Genomic DNA, 20,891 nt, shown 5'->3' on the forward strand with positions numbered 1-20,891 from the left:
CATGTTAATCTTTGTTAAATCCATGTGTGAATTTTTACCGTTCGCGGGATAAATGGTACATTTGATCATTCATAATTTAGGTTAATAATTGGTTAGTTAGTAAAAATCCTGAGGCTCCCCGCTTCAGGATTTTTTGTATAGAAACAGTGGCAATGGAGAGCAAATCTCCTGAACCGAGCGACAACATTTAGTCAAAATACAAATGATATGTCTACTGTTTGGAACCCCGTTAGACGACTTTACGATACTCCCCGCTTCATTCCTTATTGAATTCCTACAAGTTGATACGATATGTGGATTTTTTGAATGAAAATGGCAATCAGCTCGAAAACCTTCCTGCTTATATTTGCTAAGTAAACCTAATTTGAAGTCAACATGATACATTTCGCAGTCCTTTTGGGCCTTTTGTCGACTGGACCCTCGACCGGTTCTAGCGCACCTCTAAAGGCCTCTCTGGTCAATACATCAAGCTATAGCGTGCCGCGGGTGGTAAACTCGGTGAGCGTGCAGCAAACGACTGTGTTGACGGGAATAGTAACTGACCAAAATGGCAACCCTATCCAAGGCGTATCCGTAACCGAAAAAGGGACAAACAGCGTCGCCATAACCGCTGCAGATGGACGCTATTCCATCAGCGTGCAGAACGATACGGCTACCCTTATTTTCTCGTATGTAGGCTACCGCAGTCTTGAGGCCTCCGCAGCAGGTCGGCAAACGGTCGATGTTGTATTACAAACTGATGCATCAGATCTTGATGAGGTTGTGGTAATTGGTTACCAGTCTATACGAAAGAAAGATCTTACGGGTGCGGCATCGGTGGTATCGGTAAAGAATACTGAAGCAAAAGTCGCGCGTTCGTTGCCAGAAGCCCTACAGGGGCAGTCCTCCGGTTTGGTAGTCAGAAACTCCGGTGGCCCCGGGCAGGGAGCGGTGGTCAATATTCGTGGACTCAGCACGCTGTATGGCAACGCGAGCCCATTATACGTTATTGACGGTATGCTTTCCGACCCAAATGTTACGATCAATACTAACGATATAGAAAGCATCCAGGTATTGAAAGATGCATCTGCTGCGGCTATTTATGGCGCGAGATCTGCAAATGGTGTCATCATTATTACCACGAAAAAGGGGAAATCTGGACCTATGCTGGTTAATGCTTCAGCGCGATATAGTGTGACCAACTTGCCGAAGATGTATGACATGATGAATGGGCCTGAATATGTGGCAATGAACAGCCAAGCCTATGCCAATGCAGGCTATACACCACAAGCGTCTGTAGCCAATTATGACGGAACAGATGTAAACTGGGCGGATGAGCTTTTCCGCACCGGTGGCATACAGGACTATAATGTATCCATATCGGGGGGCGCTGAAAAATCCAAATACTACATGTCAGGTTCTTATTTCAAAGATGTCGGTACGATGATCGAGCGGAAATTTGATCGCGCGGCTTTCCGGATCAACACCGAAGGATCCCGTGGCAGAGTGCGCGTAGGCGAAAACATATTAATATCATCATCCTACGGCCGTTCCCCGTTTTCCGGCGGTGCATTTGGCGGAAACCCATTTTATGATGCTTTCAACATGTTGCCCATTATTCCTATCAAGGGGCAGGAATTCGTTAGCGAAGCGAATCCTGGCGGCTGGGGTATAGGTTCCAACAATGCGCGAACCTATTCCCGAAATCAGGTTGCACAGGCTTACATCACCAATTCCTCCTACAATTATGTGAAGATTATGGGGAACCTCTATGGTGAGGTCGATATATTGGACTGGCTTACCTATCGCGTGAATGCGGGTCTAGAAACAAGTTTCGATAAAAATACGGCCTTACGCGGCAAAGGCATTTGGTATTGGAACCAGATCGATCCACCTACGAGAATCGATGAAGAGCGGTCGCAATTTTTAAGTTACCTGTTCGAGCATACGCTAAACTTCAATAAAACGATAGACAAGCATCAGTTCAATGGCGTCTTGGGCTACACACAACAGACCATCGGCAGGACAGGCATTGGTGCAGGAAAAACTAATCTGCTTTCCTCTGCCGACGAATATTTTACGACCATCAATTCTGCAACGGGCGAAAGCATAGCTTCCGGTAGCCGAGGCAGAAATTTCATAGACTCTTGGTTGGGACGATTAAATTATACCTATGACGACCGCTATCTTGCCACTTTTACTTTTCGGTCGGATAAAGACTCCCGCTTTGCGAAGACATACCGCAGTGGTTTCTTCCCCTCCGGGGCTTTGGCCTGGCGGTTAAGTAATGAGGACTTTTATAATGTAAGCTGGATGCCTGACTTTAAGCTACGAGGATCCTATGGTGTCTTAGGGGCGGTGAACTTGTCCAACTACCAGTATGTCGGTTTCATCAATCAAGCGCCACGCGCCGTCTTCGGTTCCGGTGTGCAAGAAACGCAAGTTGGTGGTGCACAGGTGACCCTTGTTGATCCAAACCTAAGGTGGGAGGAAAAAGCCACCTTAAACCTGGGTTTTGACGCTGCCCTTTTCAATTCGCAATTTACGCTTTCTGTGGATGCATTTCGAGCCGTTACGTCTGATGTCTTACTGTTTCTTCCTATTCCAGGATATTTAGGAAGTGTGGGCAGCCCTGGAATTATGACAAATATCGGGTCTATAGAAAATAAAGGTTTGGAGTTTGAGTTAAGCTACCGTCCCGCCTCGACACGTGAGAATGGTTTCCGATGGGACATCTCCGGTAACTTAAGTTTTATCCGTAATGAAGTTCTTTCGCTTGGTAATTTAGGGATTGATCCTGTTACCGGATTACCTCGAAACTACATTCAGTCGGGCAATACAAGGACGCAGGTAGGTCGATCTATCGGCGAATACTATGTCATATTAACGGATGGCCTTTTTCAAAACCAGGCCGAGATTGATGCGCACCGCGCGCAGGCAGGCATCGCTAAACCTGGCGATGTGCGGTATGTAAACCTGTTGGACAGAGGTACCAACAATGATATAACGCCAGATGATCGAACCTATGCAGGCTCGCCATGGCCTGTCTTCACCTCGGGCGTTATCTGGAATGCATATTACAAGAATTTTACGTTCAATATGCAGCTGTATGGGGTCGTTGGCACCAAACTGTACAACGATTTACGCCGAGATTTTGATGGCATGGGCTATTCGAATTACCGGCGAGGCATCGTTCCATGGACCGTTGAAAATCCTACGGACTTTCCGCGCTTGGGTGTATCTTACACCAGCAATACACCCGGCGACCCGAGCGTAGACCAAGGTATTATCTCAAACGTCCGTGGCGATACAGACCGTTGGCTAGAGAATGGTTCCTATCTTCGATTGAGCAATGTACAACTAGGGTATACTATGCCGCAAAGTATTCTTAAACGCCTGCATATCCCCTCTCTGCAGGTATATGTCAGTGGCCAAAACCTATTTACCATCACCAACTATACCGGTTTGGATCCGGACGTCGTCGGTGCCAACGCAAACCTCGAGCCCGGTGTCGATGTGGGTGCTTGGCCGCCTAACCGAATTTTTTCTTTTGGAATATCATTAGGGCTTTAAACAATCGCAACAGAAAAAGAACGTTACCATGAAAAAATCAATCATATTCATATTTACAGCATTAGCCATTTTAGGCACCGGTTGCCAGCGGAATTTTGACGAACCGAACCCCGACATGCTGACCACGGAATCCTTTTGGCAAGACGAAAGTGATGCCGTTAAAGGAATAAACTCCGTTTACAGTGCGCTAAATAGAGGAAGTTCCTACTACAATCGGGGGATGCATTTCCTGTATTTGCTGCGGTCAGACGAGGGTTTCGGCTCCGGGGGTGACATTGGCCTCAACAACAATATGGCCTTTGCATTCACCAGCAATAACACTAGTAGCGATGCGTGGAACGCCCTTTTCCATGCAAACTTCCGTGCAAACCAAGTTATTCTTAACGTGCCCCAAATTACCATGAACGAAACGGTAAAGAAACGGATTATTGGCGAAGCGAAATTCTTACGTGCTCTCAACTACTTTAACCTCGTCGTATTTTGGGGGCGGCCGCCCTTGGTATTAACACCATTAACTGCTGCCGATTATCCTTCCAATGCGACGCCTGAGCAAGTCTATGCACAGATCGCGCAAGACCTCACCGAAGCCGCCGCCGATTTACCGGTCTCTTATACGGGCGCAGATATAGGACGTGTTACCAAGGGGGCAGCACATGCCTTATTAGCAAAAGCATACCTACAGCAAGGTAAGTTTAGCGAAGCAAAAACAGCAATGGACTGGCTGGTTACCGGCGAAGGCGCCGGGATCTACGGATTGATGGACAACTATGCAGACAATTTTAAACAAACGTCTGAGAATAACAGGGAATCTGTATATGAAATACAATATAAGGAGAACGCGGCTGAAAATGGTGATGACGATACGAATCCCGGCATCAGCTTAAATACGGGCGCCTCAGCACCCAAATTCTTAGCACCACCCAACCCGGGCCCCGGATATGCCGATGGTGGTGCCAGACGATGGGTTGTTGATAGTTTTGAAGAAGAACGCACCATCGACAACCGTAGAGACCCACGCGCCGCCGTAAGCTTCCTTTACGACAATTCGGACGAGCGTGGCCCTGCTTTCACCATGGTTTATGGCCAAGTGTGGCAAGCTATATATGGTGGCAACGACAAACGTGTATGGTTTCGAAAGCTATTGAATGATGACTCTAAAAACGGCGAGAGCTTTAGCTCTCCAAACAATTACCGCATGATCCGATATGCTGATATTTTATTGATGTACGCAGAATGCTTAAACGAATTGGGCCAAACAGCTACAGCTTATCCTTATGTGGATCGGGTTCGCTCACGTGTCAATATGCGGACACTTACTGTAGCAAAACCTGGTTTGGATCAGTCGGCGTTCCGCGCGCAGATCAAGAAGGAGCGCCAATTGGAGCTGGCAGGTGAAGGCTGGCGCTACTTTGATATGGTACGTTGGGGAGAATTAGCAAATAATCTTAGCACATTGCGCCAACGCGATCCTGATTTTAACAATTTTGTGCCGGGTAAGCACGAGTGGTATCCAATTCCGCAATCGGATATTGACAACAGCACAAACCTTACACAAAACCCCGGTTATTAACATCCTGATAAAAAGAAATTATGAAAAAGATATGCTATATCATCGCCATCGGCTTGCTACTCATTCAAAGCGGCTGCGAGCGTGAAGAGGAAATACCATCAAGCGCACTTCCGCCCACCGTAACCCTATCAGCAGACAGCGTGGCGATAGCCACAGGCAAGTTTATGCTGCGCGCTGAGGGCCTCAGCGCCTACGGCGGACCGCAACTCCAACAAGTCGACTTCTACAAGAATGGCGAAAAAATAGGCGAGAAAACCGTTGCGCCTTATACATTCGAGTACGATGTTGTGGAAAATATCCCCGATCAACAGCTCTCCTTCCATGCTGTGTTGATGGACCGGGCCGGAAATGCGATAAAGAGCAATGAAGTCAGTGCACGAATACGGGTTCTTCCTATCCGAATTGAAGCAGAAAATGCGACCCTTCGTGGTCTAGCGCGTATAGCAACTGACCAAGCCACTCGGGAAAATTCATCTAACCAGGCGAAGGTGGGCGCCATTGATAATGCCTCGAGCGGAATCGATGCAACCATACAGATTCTTACCGCCGGCGATTACCTCATCCGCGTAGCCGCCGGAACAGGCTTTAATGGCACCTCCCATAAGATCTATATAGACGACAAGGAATCCACGACGCAGGTATATGCCATCCCGAACAGAGGTTGGAATGTGTGGCAGACTTTTGACTTCATATTCCCGCTTGCAGCGGGCTCACACAAAATAAGCATTCGCCACCAATCCATGTTTGGCGAGCTTGATTATTTCGAATACTCCAAACTTTAAAATGATGACCATGAAACAGATTCTTTATATCAGCTTTATCATATTAGCCTTTGCCTGCGATAAGCGGGGTGCTGGTCCTTACTTGCCCACGCCGAAAGCGCCAGAGGCGACAGGCCCTGCTAAATTCCAAAATCCGCTGCTGAATGCCGCGCCAGACCCCTGGGTGGCGCAACGCGGTGATTTTTACTACTACCTGCAGACACTGGGCAACCGCATCGAAATACGAAAAACGGCAAAAATGAGTGAATTGTCCTCCGCCGCGAGCACGGTCGTTTTTAACGCCCCCAGCACCGGTTCAAATAGCCGCGACGTGTGGGCGCCTGAACTATTCTTTTTGCAAGGAAAATGGTATATCTACTACACGGCCAGCAATGGTCAGGATGTCAACCACCGCATGTTTGTTTTGGAAAATGCCAATGAAGATCCGACGACAGACAACTGGGTTGATAAAGGCCAGTTAATTACGCAACCTACAGACCAATGGGCCATCGACGGCAGCATCTTTGAACACGGAAACGAGTTGTTTTTTATCTGGTCGGGGCGGCCAGGTGCACGCACCGGAGATCTCACCCAAAATATTTATATCTCCAAAATGTCTAACCCTTTTACGTTAACCGGCGAGACCGTAATGATAGCGCAACCCGAGCACGCCTGGGAGCGGAATGGCTTCCGCGTGAATGAAGGCCCCGAGATCTTAAAAAATAAGGCAGGCGATACCTTCTTGATTTACAGTGCCAGCTACTGTGGTACGGATAACTATGCGCTCGGCATGATGAAGCTCATCAATGGCGCCAATCCATTGCTAATGGCTTCTTGGAGCAAGCACCCTACACCAGTATTTACACAGGCACCCACCGCCTACGGTGCGGGGCACAATGGCTTCTTCAAATCAAAGGACGGCACGGAGGACTGGATCATCTACCACGCGAATACGGAGTCGCACCCAAACAATGATGGTTGTGGCAATGTAAGAAGCACACGCATGCAGAAATTTACCTGGAATGCTGACGGCTCGCCAAATTTTGGTGCTCCTGCTGCCGTGGGCGCTTTTCTAGACGTGCCGGCTGGCGAGTAATAGTCTCTGAAAATAACGAAACTCTTTCTCCAGCAATTGGGTAAGATGATATCTCGATACCAATAAAGGATAATAATTTTCCGCTAATTTGATTGCGCACTTTATCAAGGAACCTATCCTCGCAATATCACGTATCAACGAGCCAGCAGATCACTTCTGCTGGCTTGTTTTGTCTAACAACAATCCTGCTGGTTAGCTATCTTCAAAAACTGGTCTATCCACTCACTGGCAAATCCCTCAAAAACGTTTACCGAATAAACAATCGCATTTACCGAGAAACGTCCGTGCTCCGTCTAATTGCTTTTCTGCTGAGCAGCCTGAGACCCTACCTTTGAGTTATCAAAAAGGAAATAAAAATTAAAATATTAAAAAATACAACCATGAAAAAGATAGTAACAACCATCGCAACAGCATTCATCATGATCAGTTCATTTGCTTCCTTTGCAGCAGAAAAAGCAAATCCTTTGAAGAATGTCGAATCGAATACTGTCATTAAGGGCTACCTGGAAGCCACCACACTTGGAAGCGTGGAGCTCAACCGACATCTTTTCGCCGAGGACTTTGCATACAGCAATGGCGTCAATAAGGATAGCTTCGACAAAACAGCCTATACGGACTTTCTGAAAGCGCACGAGGGAGTAACTTACGACTGTGAGACAAGTTACGAAATTCTGGATCAAAGCGGAAAAATCTGCATGGCTAAGGCCACGATGACTTTCGAAAACTTTACACGTGTAGACTACATCACATTAAGCCAAGAGCAGGACGGCTGGAAAGTGAGCAAAGTGAGAACGACGTATCCGTAATCGATTGGATCTGATATGTAATAAGGTTTTGTAAAATAAGGATTGGTGAGTAATTGGAGAATGGAGGAAGTGCTAGAGATAGCACTTTTTTTGGTAGCCCCGAGCAGAATCGAACTGCTATCAAATGTTTAGGAAACATCTATTCTATCCGTTGAACTACGGGGCCATATATGCAAAAAGATTGCCCTACAAAAATAGTCTTTTTATTGATTTTATTGCATAAACATATTCTATGGAATATGAACCCGTGATATAGATTTTAACAATAGTTTATCAATTTTTTTGATTCGACACAGCGTAAAAAAAGAGTACCTTTGTTACACAAAAAGAAAGAACAAAATATATGAGTTTTACAGGTAAAAATTTCCCGAACATCACTGTTGATGCTATTGATTATTTAGGTGATAATATCACGATCAATGTTTTTGAAAAAGCACAAGCGGAGAATAAAAAGGTGTTGTTATTTTGGTATCCAAAAGATTTCACTTTCGTTTGCCCTACAGAGTTACATGCTTTCCAAGAACAAGCAGAGGAATTTGCTAAACGTAATACAATCCTTATCGGTGCATCTTGCGATTCAGCAGAAGTGCATTTCGCTTGGTTAAACACCGCGAAAGACAACGGTGGTATCGAGGGTGTAGAATACCCTTTGATTGCTGATACAAACCGTAACTTATCGAGTGTATTAGGCATCTTAGAAATGAAAGAAGTAGAGCACCCAGAATATGGTACTTTAGTAGAAGGTTCTGCAGTAAGCTACCGTGCAACCTATTTAATAGACGAAACTGGTAAAGTTTTCCATGAATCTGTTAACGATATGCCGCTTGGCCGTAACGTTAAAGAATATCTTCGTTTGATCGACGCGTATACACACGTTCAGAAACACGGAGAGGTTTGTCCAGCAAACTGGGAAGAAGGCAAAGAAGCAATGAACGCAACGCGCGACGGTGTTGCCTCATACCTATCGGCCAACTAATAAAAAGTATTTATCAGAAAGGAGAGCGACTCAGTTCTCCTTTCTATTAACACACATCACATGTTACAAGAATTAGAGAACGACTCTTTACACGATGTTGTAGGGAGCAATGATATTGTATTGGTTCAATATTCAGCATCTTGGTGCGGAAACTGCCGCATTATGAAGCCGAAGTTTAAGAAACTCGCATCAGAACACAACGATGTATCATTCGTCATTGTTGACGCGGAAAAATTTCCGGAATCGAGGAAACTTGCAAACGTAGACAACTTACCTACATTTGCTGCTTTTAAAAACGGCACCTTGATCAACCAAGTGCAAACAAACAAAATTGATGGATTAATCGATCTTTTAAATGAAGTTACCAGTAATTAAACACCTTTTGGATTTCATCGAACAAAACGATGTTGATTTTGTATTGGAAACCATAGAAACATTAGAAGCGTTGACGGAAGTTTCATCTTTAAAAGATGAAGAGCTGGATGTTATTGGCGAGCTTATATCCAATATGTATGGTGCTGTGGAAGTAAATAAATCGATCAAAGAAGGTGTTGCAAAAAAAGACGCATTGAACGGTTTTATGCAGCGCGTTTTAGGATCGATTGACAAATAAATTATTCCCTTAGGCAGGTTGCGCTAAGCTTGCCTTATATGGTCACGAAGCATCATGGTGTTCATAACTTCAGCCGTGTGGAAAAGTTTTTTTAGCGCTGCCGGATGAATCCTAGCTATTTATCCTATTTTTACTAATACTAAAGGTTACTATTTTAAAACTGTCGACGGCTACCGTTAGTTTTTTCAAAACTCAAATTGCTGATTTGGAAGTTTAGACAAAAGATTTTTAATTGTTGGTAAGAGGACTCTAATGGCGATTTGAGTCCTCTTATTTTTTACACAATATTTGTTTCTAGCTCAGACACCTGTTGTGATCCCTGGACGACATCGCGCTGAAAGATAGTTCACATCGTATTATCCAGTCAAACGGCGAGCTCAATAATAGCCCAAATACACTCCACCATCTTAAATCCCGACAGCTAACTCGACCCAAATAACAAGGAATAAAAGAAATACACCTACGCTATACATGATTCGATGAGATTTGACAGGAACTTTGCGCCACAACAGTTCCAACATAGCGCCGCCTGCGACTAATAGTATCGCCGCGGCCATAAAATCAAGTGCCGTCCACTTAACTTCGTCTGTAAATTGCATCGCGAGCAGGGGTACACATAATAGCATTATCATGGCGGATAGCATAAGTACAAGCCTTTTAGCTGGAGATATGGTTTTCATCTTTTTATATAATTTAAAGTTCTTTGATTTTCAAAGTTTGTAAATGATTTTGATATTTACAAATTCTAGAAAAAAATTAAGGCTGCCCCAGAAACGGAACAGCCTATAGTATAGAGGAGGGATATTAGCGAATGAAATTAAAATGCGTAGCGTGCTCCTATTTGTAACTGCCAAGGGTTACCATTAAAGCCCGCAATACCTTGCGTATTTACTTGGTATCGGAATTCTTGTGCTGCCGGATCGAAACCTGTAACACGGTATAGGGCGGTATTACCGTAAGCTCTATAGACACCCCATTCTTTGTTTAACATATTAGCAAGGTTAAACACGTCTACAGAGAGTTCAACACCATGTGTTTTGTAGAACTTGATCTCTTTCGCTAAGCGGAGGTCGATGGTACCATAAAACTCGTTAATACCACCATTACGTTCTGCAATTTCGCCGGATGCAGACCGAATGAAATCTTTGATACTTTGGCTAGCATCTGGATTATCCAAAATGGTTTGCAAACCAGTTCTCAGAATCTCGGGCGTGTTGGGATTTTGGTAGTCAAATACAAAAGCTAAGTCATTGGAGGAGGTTACGAAGTCACCATTGGTGTTACCGCCAGATAGTAAGCTGTAGCGTGTACCGCCTGTGCCGGTAAAACGAAGACCTATTTTCACGCCATAAAACGTTGGTGCAGTACCATAAGCCACAACTTTATGCCTGAAGTGGTTGGACGAATAAGTAATGGCGCCAAGATTACGAGGATCGTCTACCACGGGCTGTGCCAGTGTCGCAGAGTTCGCCACGTTTCCATTAAATGACGTATTGTCTTTGGTGTCGTTCCACGTGTAACTCGCTGTAATCTCGCCATCACCATAGTAACGGTAAGTTCCATCCACAACAACTGCGAATTGATTTACTTTACCCATGCTCGTCAATTCCAAAACGCGCCCCAGTCGGTTTGACTTACGGCCATCTTGCCAATTGGCAGGCTCGGCATTGGTTGGCATAGAAGTCAACGGAACATATACGCCGCGGTTTGCCTCATTGGCTAAACGGAAAAAAGGATCGTCTACCATATTGCGGTCTACATAGGTATAGTTATTCCGGGCTAAACTCATGTATGCAGAAAGTCCCAGCTTAAAGCGGTCGGTCAAAAACTTGTTGTACGATACGTTGGCTTTATAGACGGTCGGTACCTGAGCATCTTCACCAGTATAATTGATGGTTGCGAGCTGATGTTGCGCCAAACTAGGAATACTGCTTTGATTTGCTCTGTAGGCATTAAAATCCGGGCGCGGTACATCTGTGCCGCGGACGTCCACGGTAGCGAAATTTGACCCATCAAACGTAAGGTTATTGATGATCATGTAGTTGTTAATGTCGGATGCAAAAATTCCGGCGCCTGCCCGTAGGTAATCGGTCTGGTTTTCATTGATATCCCAGTTAAACTGTATGCGTGGTTGCAAGATAAATGAAGCGAGCTGGTTATCTGTACGAATGCCCAATTCATCGAAAACCAACTGGTTGAATGTCGCTGTTGGATAGGCGGCATAGTCCATCCGTAAACCGGCAGTCATTTCCAATCCGGCCGCGATGTTTTTACGCATTTGACCATAAAGTCCGAAGTTCATGATTGTTCCGCGCACCGCAACATCATCCTTTAGCGGCACCTCTCTGTAGAAACGATAAGGCTGTAGGTTTTCAAAATTATCTAGAGCCGTTAAATTCTGCGCCTGATTGCTGCTAAAGTGGAATCGTCCGTTCACCTCTGATCCATAGATGGAATTGGACTGCGTGGCCATGAGATCAACACCGAAAGTATACTTCGCAAATTCCGTATCGTAGAATAAATTATTCGTGAGCTGGAATACATTGTTACGGAAGCTTTCCTGCCCGAAACGGTGCCCGCCTAATTGTATGGAGGTGGAAAGATTATTTCCGTTGATATTAGAAACCACATCATCAACGATGGCACGGGGAATATAGCCACTCCCGATTTGTGCATTTTGTGTACTGTTTTGATAAACGTATAAATGCTGCACTTTTAATTCGTTGGTGATTCGTGGAGAGATAGATGTACGCAATGTAGCTAGAAAGCTATTGTCAAAGTTCTTATCGTTACCATAAGACTCTAATAAGTTGATGTTGGAGTTGTCACCTAGCCCTAAAGGATTGTAGTCATACGTTAAGTTGTTACGGATCGTTAAGAGGTTTTTCTCGTTGATTTGCCAATCCAGACGGAGGAATCCGGCATCTGACGTTCTTTTTTTATCGATAGAGCCTGTTTGCTGCTCTGCTGATACGCCATATTCGTTGCGTGCGATACCCAAGTAACGATTGAGCGTTAGTTGGTTAATCCGGTAAAGAACTTCGTCAGCTGGAGATTGCACATCTGCAATCAGTAAGGATCTATTATCTTGCTGTCTGTCCCAAACCATAAAGAAGTGCAATTTATCTTTAATGATCGGCCCGCCCAAAGAAAATCCATATTGATTCGTCGTATAGTTTCCTATACGGTCGTTGCCACGAATATCATACTTGCTCGTCAACCAATCTGCCCGACTGAAGAAGAAAGCCGAACCGGTCAACTGGTTGGTACCCGCTTTGGTCGCAGCACTTATGGTACCTCCACCACTTCGTCCGAAAGTAACATCGTATTGGTTGGTTACCACCTTAAACTCCCGAACGGCTTCCATGGAAACGGAATATGGCGCGCCACTGCGAGACGTTGTAGAACCTGACGATGTGGGGTTTTTAGCATTCATACCATCTATGGTAAAGTTTGTCGATGAGCCAAGCTGACCGGCGATACTTCCACCATTCGTTAATGGAGACAGGTCTGTAAGTACCGTAAAGTTCCGGCCATTTACAGGGAGTGTATTGATATCTTTCGTGGAAAATGCCGTCGCTGCACCTAAATAATCACGTGTATTTTTTAATCCCGAGGCATTTACCTCTACCGCATCTAAGGAGACATTGTTGGGGCGAAGTTGGATATCTACCTGTGCAACATCGCCCTGATTAAGCGTTATGTTGGTTACCACACCTTCGCCTTCCTGCACATGCGTTGCTGTGACGGTGTAAGGACCGCCCAAAGGAAGCTGTTTGATGTCGTAATTTCCGCGCTCGTTCGTAACCGATGTTGTCGTAAAACCAGTCGACTCATTGCGGACGCGAATGGTAGCGCCGGCCACATGTACATTACTTGCGTTGCTAATACTGCCGCGAATAGAGGCTTGCGTGCCTTGCGCGGATGCGCTAAACTTCAACATGACGCCTAGGAAGGCGAGAAAAAAACAGACTAAAATTTGCTTTTTTGAGGATGAAACCATGATTTGCTTTATTGTTTTACGTGAACACAAAGCTATTGGTGGTTTGTTAACTCAACGGCAACTCTATTTTAAGTATTTGTTAACAGAACGACTTTCCTTCGCAAAAAACTAGCTATGCCCGCGTCCTGCTGGTTTAACGACATGAGCATAGCTTATGTAAAATTCAGATTTTCTTTCTTGCTATTTCAAATCCTTCATAATTTCTTCGACTGCTCGCTCTAATTGGGGATCTTTATCGTTGATCCGATCTGTTATTGAATTTTTCACCGTTATATCCGGAGCAACCCCTGTAAGCTCCAGATCATCGCCATCTAAGGTATAACACCCCCAGGCAGGTACTCGATACATCGAGCCGTCCACCAGCCCTTTCGCTGATGTGAAGATTATCCAGCGATAGGTTTCCGTTCCGATAATCTTACCCAATTTTAATGCTTTGAAGCCTGCTGCGGTCATCTCCGCATCACTCAGCGACTGCTCATTGATCAAAAGGACAATGGGTTTGCCTCCGGGAGTGAAATTGCCTTGCGGTGCTTTCTTCCCGCCGCGATACTGCCATTGGAGATAAGGACGTTGCTGTAGAAAACGTAACACTTCATCATGCACATTCCCGCCGGTATTGTAACGTAGATCCAAGATGATCCCATCCTTGTTATTCTCCTGCTCAGCCATATCAAGCAAGAAGGTCTGCAGCTCTTCTCCGCCCATATTCTTCATGTGGGAATATGCCACTCTATTGTTGCTTAGCGCACTCACTTTGCTCCGGTTTCCTTTGATCCATTCGTCGTATAGCAGACCTTTAAAATCACTACTGCTCTGCGGACGGATATTTACCTTCCGCTCTTTGCCTGCACGCATCACAGTAAGTCGCATCTCTGGAGCCAGCGATGGCTGCGTAAAATAGGAATCACGGTCTCTTTTAGGGTCTATCTTTTCACCGTTCACTGCCAGTACGACATCTCCCGGCTGCAAGTCTACATCTTTTCGTGAGGCCGGACCGTTGAGTAAAATGCGCGCAATCTTGGTTGGGCTTTCGTTGTCATAAACGATCCCAAGCTCATTAGTGACAAAATTGAAGTTCTTCTTTTCCTCTGATCCTGTAGAGCTAAATCCCAGGTGCGACGAATTGAGCTCGCCCAACATATCATTGAGTAAAATACGAAGGTCCGCGCGCGTATTGATCCCGCTCAAATACCCCGCATACTTCCTTTTGGTGGCAGCCCAATCAACACCGTGAAATGTGCTATCGTAGAAATTCTCCTCTATTCCCGCCCAAGTTTCGTAGAACATCTGGTTGAACTCTTGAGAAAGGTCTTTCGTAAACTTATAGCTCATCGTCACTTTATCAAGCTTGTTTGCCTCTAAGCTATATTTTTGGATAACTCCGCCACTTAAAGCGTAATATTTACCGCCAACCTCCATCAAATCGCCAAGAAACCCATCGCTTACCTTTTCGGTTTTGTTTTCTTCAAAAGGCTCACTTACCATGCGATACACGCCGTTCTTCCCTTCGTGATTGGAGGAGAAAAAAACGTAAGTCTTATCCCCTTTTTGGAATACGAATGGATTATATTGCGTGCCCAACGCTGGGCTCACCAGACTAATGCGGTCTGATAGGCCTTTCAGATCAATGCTTACAACAGGCTTTTTATTTGCTTGAGCATGCTTATTGCTGGCCTTCGCTTTATCATCCTTTTTCGTCACACTGTCCTTTTTTTCGGTTTCTGTTTCCTTGAATAGCTCGTCAAACTTGCTGCTGCGGTAGGGCGAATCCAGGTTTTCCAACGCCATTTTGTAGATGCTTGAAAACTGCATTCCTGTGGGGTACGAAGGCTTTGTGCGGTTACTAGCAAAATAGATATGCTTTCCATCTGGAGACCAATACGGATTCGCTTCTGTAACACCTGTGTTTGTCAAGTTGGTCGTCGATCCGGAAGCTATATTGTGCACAAAAATATCCTGTTCAAAATTGCGGATAGCCGTAAATAACACATAAGCTCCATCTGGAGAGAAAGATGGGGCGGAATTTTGGAATGCCCAAATTTCATCTTTGACAATCACGCTACTTTTCAAAGACGCCAGATCCAATAAGCGCACCTCATCCCTCCCGCTCAGGTATACCGCTTTAGTTGCATCTGTATTGAAGGTGATGCTACGGTTGTTGCGGAGATCTTCAGTGAGCTGTCTAGCATTTCCAGCGCCATCTGCCGATCGGGAGAACCAATTTTGATAGCCTTGAAACGTCTGGCTAAACAGTAGGGTTTTGTTGTCCTTCAGCCATTTGACTTCCATTACCCGCTCGCCGTTGCTAGGCATTTTGCGAACGAATTTCCCGTCGATATCACTGACGAATAGTTCGCCACGTGATATAAATGCCATTTTCTTTCCGTCCGGAGAAATGTCAAAGCCGCTGATGTTGTTGCTGACATCAAACTCTTTTTCCTTTCCCAGAATTCTGTTTCGGCTCAAGTGGATTATCGGTTGCGTTGTTTTTTTACTGCTGGTGTCGTACAGGTAGATCTGGTAATCTTTCTCAAAAACGACTTTGCCACCATTGGCCGCCACGACCGGCCGCTTTATGGACTCCTTAAATGTGGTTAGCGCTATTTTTTTTCCAGCATTAAATGTATACAGGTTGTACTCATCATTTTCCTTATCAGAAGCAAAGTAAATATTTCCCTTACGATCTACACTAGGCCAAAAATCCTTACCAATATAGTCTGTGTATTGTTTGAATGTTTTGTCTTTGGGGTTGTAGGAACGGATGTCGGGATTAAAAGCGCCTTTGTACCGCTTCCTGTTCGCCGAGGAATAACTTTCCCAAGAGTCGTTAAACAATAGCTCGCCCGAAGGCATTTCGGCAATGCCGTGTATACAATTAAAGAAATGCGGAAAAATCCGTTGTGCAGTTCCACCGCTTCTATCGACCTTGTAGCTGGAAAATCTATTGTAGCGTGAAGAGGTAAAAAAGATGGTTTGGCTATCCCAGCTCCAACTGTCCACTTCGTCCATACTTTCATGGAAAGTAAGTTGTTGTATATCGCCTCCTTCTAATGGCATGCTGTATACATCCATATTTCCATTTTGGTTGGATGAAAATGCAAGCCATTTCCCGTCTGGCGAGATGCGGGGCGACGTTTCATTGCCCTCCATCGCTGTCAGGCGAAGAGCCACGCCTCCTTCGCTGCTCACCTTCCAGAGGTCGCCCTCAAAACTAAAAACCAGCGTACTTCCATCCGGACTCAAAGCCGGATAGGATAGAAAAGACGGCTGTTGCGCCATAGCAATTGTGCTTACCCCAAAGAGCAAGCCAATAAAGAAAATCCTTTTATTCATAATAATAAGGTAATAGCTACTTATTGTCAATCATTTGATATGTATGGAAGACTTGCTTCGGTTAAGAAGACCGATAGCATTCAGACCATATACAAAGTTATCATTGCACATTAAATTTCATCATAGGTATCGTATTTTTTACCAGAATAGCTGATGCGACCTTAAAGTATAGATGGTAAAATCTTGTTTGGGCTTTACCATTTAAAATTTTGGCCTGATGCTTGTACCACCTCTGCATCTAATTTCGAAGAATTGCCTCTATGAGAAAGACGTTCATCCTACTCTTCTTCCTGTGCGTGGTCACACAACTTACTATTGCTCAACAAGCGAAAGGCAATAAGTGGATTTGGGGGCCATCCCTGGGCTGGCAATACCAAAGTGGAAACTTTTTAAAAGCATCAGGATGGGGGCTATTTGCACCGAACGACCATCAGTATATAAAAATAGATGCAGGTGCGAATTTCACTTGGATGCAAGATCAAACAACTGTTATCCCCGAGTTAGGATTGACCTATTATGTCAGCACGAAGCTTATCTTTCCCTTTATAAAAGCAGAAGTGACACCCTATACAGTAACACCCAAAGTTGGTATTGGGCTACTATCCATCATCGATCTTGGTATTGGTTACGGATTTGATACGCAGACTAAAAATAACTTTAAACCTATCAATGGTTTTACTGGCTCCGTCAGTCTAAATATACCTCTGAACTTCCATTTGCAATAGTAGATTTTATTCAGTCCCTCACTTTCCGACAAAAAAAATTCGAAGAAACAGCCCGCTTAGGGTCGTTGAATGATCCGTTTATCGATAAATTTAAGCTCGGCTCTAACACGTTTTAGCACACACAAAACGCACATCATCTATTTTTTGGATGCCTGCTAAGCTGCTGAAAGTTAATGGTGTAAATGCGAAGAGTATGGCATGAAAAGCACAAATTTTGTATATGATCTTGGTAAATATCTGATACTTAAAAGTTTCCAAATCGTCATCATTGGCAAAAAAACAGAAATAAATTTTTAAACGTCATAAAAAAAAGATACTTTTGCATCCCAAACTGCTACAGCGTTAAGGGTTGAGAAATAAATAATTACAGTAAAAACAGATATGACTAAAGCAGAAATTATTGCGGAGATCTCTAACAAAACAGGCTTAGAGAAAGTAGATGTTCAAGAAACAGTTGAAGCATTTTTTAAAGTTGTTAAGAATGCAATGGTTGGTGGCGAGAATGTGTATGTTAGGGGTTTTGGAAGTTTCGTAGTGAAACAAAGAGCAGAGAAAACAGCACGTAACATTTCAAAAAACACAGCTATCATCATCCCTGCGCACTTCGTGCCAAGCTTCAAACCTGCAAAAGTTTTTGTTGAAAAGGTTAAACAAGGAAACAAGTAAATCAGGATGAATACCAAACAAATAATAGTAATCGTAATTGTTCTTGCCCTAATGGGGGCATTGCTTGCGCGCCCTATAAAAGGTTTGGTAGAGGATAATAAGGGAGCAAACGCCTCTACAACCACAGAAGCATCATCAGCTTTTAATTTCCAGAGCGTATCAGACATGACTAAACAATCGATCAATGGTAGTTTAGCGCAAGAGATTACGGCTTTGGAAGCAAAAGTGGCTAATGCAGAAGGGGAAGAGAAGCTACCTTTATTAGAAGAACTGGCAAAAAAATGGGATGATTTAGCCAAAGATGCTCCTCGGGGATTTATTTATGAGGAAATGGCGAAAATTAGCCCTAAATTTGAATATTGGTTGAAAGCCGGAGATGCATTTCGCTCCGCGTATACCAACTTGCAGGATACAGCTATGGCGACCGAGCTCAATCGATTGGCTATTCAATCTTATGAGCAGGCTACTGCGCTGGATGCGAACAATTTGGATGCAAAAACGGGGCTAGGCGCTGCGATGGTCACCGGAACGAACAATCCTATGGCGGGCATTGCTTTATTGAGGGAAGTAGTCGCCAAGGAGCCAAAGAATATTCAAGCAAACAAAACATTGGGATTGTTTTCATTGCAATCCCGTCAATTCGACAAAGCGATCGAACGATTCAAAACTGTTGTCGAGTTGAAGCCTGATGCCGAATCGTATTTTTATTTGGCGACAGGTTATGAAAATATCGGGTTGAAAAACGAGGCTATTGCTGCTTTTCAGAAAAGTAAGGAGCTAGCCGCTGATCCGACCCTATCTCAATTCATCGAACGTCGTGTCGAAGAACTGAGTAAGTAATTAACATATTAATTTATCATTTAAAAACATTAAAGCTATGCCAAGCGGAAAAAAAAGAAAAAGACACAAGATGGCTACTCACAAACGTAAAAAACGTTTAAGAAAAAACAGACACAAGAAAAAATAAGCTTGTTGATCTTATTGGCTGAAGCCGCATAAGACGTTGTACAATCTATGGTTTCACTCTGGTAAAACTGTAGATTGTATTTTTTCATTAACGAGTTTTTATGTTTCATCAGACGGGGTACCTATCGTCGTATCCTGATCTTAAAAAAGTAGCTGTTGGTAAAGGAACTTATTATCGATTCCACTCCCGAAAAAGGAGTAACTATTGCTTTACTACAGGACAAACAGCTTGTTGAGCTGAACAAGGAAAAGGCTGATAACAATTTCGCCGTTGGCGATATTTATCTCGGGCGGGTCAAAAAGATCATGCCAGGCCTAAATGCCGCTTTCGTAGATGTAGGCTACGAAAAAGATGCGTTCTTACATTATTTGGATTTAGGGCCACAGGTTCAGTCTTTACTCAAGCTAACGCGTATTGTAAAGAACGGCAGCTATCAGGAGAAGCTGCTCAATAGTTTGAAACTTGAAAAGGACATTGATAAAGCAGGAAAAATTTCGGATATTTTGAGCCGAAATGTGCTTTTACCGGTACAAATTGCTAAAGAACCTATCTCAACGAAAGGCCCAAGATTAAGTTCTGACCTTTCAATTGCAGGTAGATTTGTTGTATTGGTTCCGTTTTCGAGTACCGTTTCCATCTCTAAAAGGATCAAGGGCAACCCCGAACGTACCCGACTTAAGAAAATTGTAGAAAGTATTAAGCCCGCTAACTTTGGCGTCATAATACGGACAGTTTCTGAAGGTAAGGGTGTCGAGGAAATGCAAAAAGACCTTTTAGACTTAATCTCTAAATGGGAACTTTTTACCAAACGTCTTAAAACTGCTGAACCCGCTCATAAGGTATTGGGAGAAATGGATAGAGCATCTACCATTTTGCGCGATATTTTGACAGACGAGTTTACGCATATTCATGTCAATGATCTTACCCTTTACGACGAAGTAAAATCGTATGTACAGGAGATTTCACCCGATCTAGAAAAGATAGTAAAGCTGTATAAGCATAAGGAGCCCATCTTTGATCATTTCGGTGTAGAAAGGCAAATTAAGGCGTCTTTCGGCAAAACGGTAAACTTACAGGGAGGTGCTTATCTTGTGATTGAGCACACCGAAGCACTCCACGTTGTGGATGTGAACAGTGGAAACCGAATTGCCAGCAAAGAGAATCAAGAAGAAAATGCATTGCTGGTCAATAAAGAGGCCGCAAAAGAGATCGCAAGGCAATTGCGATTGCGCGATATGGGCGGTATTGTAGTCATCGATTTTATCGATATGCATAAACCAACCAATCGAAAAGAGCTTTATAGTTATCTGAAAGAGTGTATGGCGAATGATCGCGCTAAACACACGATTCTTCCGCCGAGCAAATTCGGTTTAGTGCAGATAACCAGACAGCGCGTCAGACCAGAAATGAGCGTGGTAACAAGTGAAAAATGCCCCGCTTGTGGAGGAACTGGCGAAATTCGCTCGAGCATCGTTTTGCTCGACGATATTGAGAATAATTTGAGCTTCATTTTGCAAGAACAAAATGAAAAGGGTGTCACCCTCGCGGTACATCCTTATATTGGCGCCTACATCACGTCAGGATTAATTTCAAGGAGAGTGAAATGGTTTTTTAAATACGGTAAATGGATTAAAATCAAAACCGCATCATCATACCACCTCACGCAGTTCCGTTTCTTCAACAACAAAGAGGAAGAAATTAAGCTCTAAAAAAAATTGAAAAGGGGTTGTCCAAAATGCCCTTTTCTAGAACAAACAACTAAAATCCCCGACGCCATAAAAGCGCCGGGGATATTTGTTAAAAACAATGGACCTAACTCGAAG

At 44.1% G+C, this 20,891-nt stretch carries 15 protein-coding genes and 1 tRNA gene; 12 read left to right on the forward strand and 4 right to left on the reverse strand.

Annotation, left to right across the window (positions count from 1 at the left end):
* Positions 1–375 precede the first annotated feature (375 nt).
* The 5 genes from DI53_RS07460 to DI53_RS07480 all read left to right on the forward strand — a co-directional run bounded on the left by DI53_RS07460 (position 376) and on the right by DI53_RS07480 (position 7,785).
* A complete protein-coding gene (locus tag DI53_RS07460; RefSeq protein ID WP_081939409.1) occupies positions 376–3,552 on the forward strand; it encodes a SusC/RagA family TonB-linked outer membrane protein in 3,177 nt (1,058 codons plus the stop codon).
* 28 nt (positions 3,553–3,580) lie between these two features.
* Positions 3,581–5,122: a RagB/SusD family nutrient uptake outer membrane protein gene (locus DI53_RS07465; RefSeq protein ID WP_037497268.1), complete on the forward strand. Its 1,542-nt coding sequence runs from the start codon at positions 3,581–3,583 to the stop codon at positions 5,120–5,122.
* A 20-nt stretch (positions 5,123–5,142) separates the two neighbouring features.
* Positions 5,143–5,904: a carbohydrate-binding protein gene (locus tag DI53_RS07470; RefSeq protein WP_037497270.1), complete on the forward strand. Its 762-nt coding sequence runs from the start codon at positions 5,143–5,145 to the stop codon at positions 5,902–5,904.
* Between the two features lie 10 nt (positions 5,905–5,914).
* Positions 5,915–6,979: a glycoside hydrolase family 43 protein gene (locus tag DI53_RS07475; protein WP_037497703.1), complete on the forward strand. Its 1,065-nt coding sequence runs from the start codon at positions 5,915–5,917 to the stop codon at positions 6,977–6,979.
* A 380-nt stretch (positions 6,980–7,359) separates the two neighbouring features.
* The gene (locus DI53_RS07480) at positions 7,360–7,785 is read left to right on the forward strand and encodes a nuclear transport factor 2 family protein (protein ID WP_037497274.1); all 426 of its coding nucleotides are present in this window, start codon (positions 7,360–7,362) and stop codon (positions 7,783–7,785) included.
* Positions 7,786–7,876: 91 nt separating this feature from the next.
* Here DI53_RS07480 and DI53_RS07485 read toward each other — a convergent pair.
* Positions 7,877–7,951 (reverse strand) — tRNA-Arg (locus tag DI53_RS07485).
* 177 nt (positions 7,952–8,128) lie between these two features.
* Here DI53_RS07485 and DI53_RS07490 point away from each other — a divergent pair.
* Genes DI53_RS07490 through DI53_RS07500 form a run of 3 tightly spaced genes read left to right on the forward strand, consistent with a single transcriptional unit; the run spans position 8,129 to position 9,374 of the window.
* Positions 8,129–8,761: a peroxiredoxin gene (locus DI53_RS07490; RefSeq protein WP_037497275.1), complete on the forward strand. Its 633-nt coding sequence runs from the start codon at positions 8,129–8,131 to the stop codon at positions 8,759–8,761.
* A gap of 60 nt (positions 8,762–8,821) precedes the next feature.
* Positions 8,822–9,136, forward strand: a complete 315-nt coding sequence (locus tag DI53_RS07495) for a thioredoxin family protein (RefSeq protein ID WP_037497277.1) — start codon at positions 8,822–8,824, stop codon at positions 9,134–9,136.
* Entirely contained in the window at positions 9,117–9,374 is a 258-nt protein-coding gene (locus tag DI53_RS07500; protein ID WP_037497279.1) for a DUF6952 family protein, read from the forward strand. The genes DI53_RS07495 and DI53_RS07500 overlap by 20 nt, the downstream gene beginning before the upstream one ends.
* 407 nt (positions 9,375–9,781) lie before the next feature.
* Here DI53_RS07500 and DI53_RS07505 read toward each other — a convergent pair whose 3' ends face one another.
* The 3 genes from DI53_RS07505 to DI53_RS07515 form a co-directional block, all read right to left on the reverse strand.
* Positions 9,782–10,054 (reverse strand): hypothetical protein, encoded by a 273-nt coding sequence (locus tag DI53_RS07505; protein WP_037497281.1) that lies wholly within the window; start codon positions 10,052–10,054, stop codon positions 9,782–9,784.
* A gap of 137 nt (positions 10,055–10,191) precedes the next feature.
* Positions 10,192–13,377 (reverse strand): carboxypeptidase-like regulatory domain-containing protein, encoded by a 3,186-nt coding sequence (locus tag DI53_RS07510; protein ID WP_081939410.1) that lies wholly within the window; start codon positions 13,375–13,377, stop codon positions 10,192–10,194.
* Positions 13,378–13,557: 180 nt separating this feature from the next.
* Positions 13,558–16,710 (reverse strand): S41 family peptidase, encoded by a 3,153-nt coding sequence (locus tag DI53_RS07515; protein WP_037497283.1) that lies wholly within the window; start codon positions 16,708–16,710, stop codon positions 13,558–13,560.
* Positions 16,711–16,970: 260 nt separating this feature from the next.
* On the opposite strand from DI53_RS07515, the gene DI53_RS07520 reads away from it, so the two are divergent.
* The 4 genes from DI53_RS07520 (at position 16,971) to DI53_RS07535 (ending at position 20,777) form a co-directional block, all read left to right on the forward strand.
* On the forward strand, positions 16,971–17,435 hold the full coding sequence (locus DI53_RS07520; RefSeq protein WP_037497284.1) for a hypothetical protein: 465 nt from the start codon (positions 16,971–16,973) through the stop codon (positions 17,433–17,435).
* Between the two features lie 381 nt (positions 17,436–17,816).
* Positions 17,817–18,101: an HU family DNA-binding protein gene (locus DI53_RS07525; protein WP_037497286.1), complete on the forward strand. Its 285-nt coding sequence runs from the start codon at positions 17,817–17,819 to the stop codon at positions 18,099–18,101.
* A 6-nt stretch (positions 18,102–18,107) separates the two neighbouring features.
* Entirely contained in the window at positions 18,108–18,941 is an 834-nt protein-coding gene (locus tag DI53_RS07530) for a tetratricopeptide repeat protein (RefSeq protein WP_037497288.1), read from the forward strand.
* Positions 18,942–19,223: 282 nt separating this feature from the next.
* Positions 19,224–20,777 (forward strand): Rne/Rng family ribonuclease, encoded by a 1,554-nt coding sequence (locus DI53_RS07535; RefSeq protein ID WP_037497291.1) that lies wholly within the window; start codon positions 19,224–19,226, stop codon positions 20,775–20,777.
* The last annotated feature ends 114 nt before the right edge of the window (positions 20,778–20,891 follow it).

Source organism: Sphingobacterium deserti (assembly GCF_000757725.1).
In the GTDB taxonomy this organism is placed as follows: Bacteria; Bacteroidota; Bacteroidia; order Sphingobacteriales; family Sphingobacteriaceae; genus Sphingobacterium; species Sphingobacterium deserti.

What these genes read in the sequence shown, in the direction of transcription:
- DI53_RS07460 (WP_081939409.1), top strand. Translation starts at nt 376, where the DNA reads ATGATACATTTCGCAGTCCTTTTGGGCCTTTTGTCGACTGGACCCTCG.
- DI53_RS07465 (WP_037497268.1), top strand. Translation starts at nt 3,581, where the DNA reads ATGAAAAAATCAATCATATTCATATTTACAGCATTAGCCATTTTAGGC.
- DI53_RS07470 (WP_037497270.1), top strand. Translation starts at nt 5,143, where the DNA reads ATGAAAAAGATATGCTATATCATCGCCATCGGCTTGCTACTCATTCAA.
- DI53_RS07475 (WP_037497703.1), top strand. Translation starts at nt 5,915, where the DNA reads ATGAAACAGATTCTTTATATCAGCTTTATCATATTAGCCTTTGCCTGC.
- DI53_RS07480 (WP_037497274.1), top strand. Translation starts at nt 7,360, where the DNA reads ATGAAAAAGATAGTAACAACCATCGCAACAGCATTCATCATGATCAGT.
- DI53_RS07490 (WP_037497275.1), top strand. Translation starts at nt 8,129, where the DNA reads ATGAGTTTTACAGGTAAAAATTTCCCGAACATCACTGTTGATGCTATT.
- DI53_RS07495 (WP_037497277.1), top strand. Translation starts at nt 8,822, where the DNA reads ATGTTACAAGAATTAGAGAACGACTCTTTACACGATGTTGTAGGGAGC.
- DI53_RS07500 (WP_037497279.1), top strand. Translation starts at nt 9,117, where the DNA reads ATGAAGTTACCAGTAATTAAACACCTTTTGGATTTCATCGAACAAAAC.
- DI53_RS07505 (WP_037497281.1), bottom strand. Translation starts at nt 10,054, where the DNA reads ATGAAAACCATATCTCCAGCTAAAAGGCTTGTACTTATGCTATCCGCC.
- DI53_RS07510 (WP_081939410.1), bottom strand. Translation starts at nt 13,377, where the DNA reads ATGGTTTCATCCTCAAAAAAGCAAATTTTAGTCTGTTTTTTTCTCGCC.
- DI53_RS07515 (WP_037497283.1), bottom strand. Translation starts at nt 16,710, where the DNA reads ATGAATAAAAGGATTTTCTTTATTGGCTTGCTCTTTGGGGTAAGCACA.
- DI53_RS07520 (WP_037497284.1), top strand. Translation starts at nt 16,971, where the DNA reads ATGAGAAAGACGTTCATCCTACTCTTCTTCCTGTGCGTGGTCACACAA.
- DI53_RS07525 (WP_037497286.1), top strand. Translation starts at nt 17,817, where the DNA reads ATGACTAAAGCAGAAATTATTGCGGAGATCTCTAACAAAACAGGCTTA.
- DI53_RS07530 (WP_037497288.1), top strand. Translation starts at nt 18,108, where the DNA reads ATGAATACCAAACAAATAATAGTAATCGTAATTGTTCTTGCCCTAATG.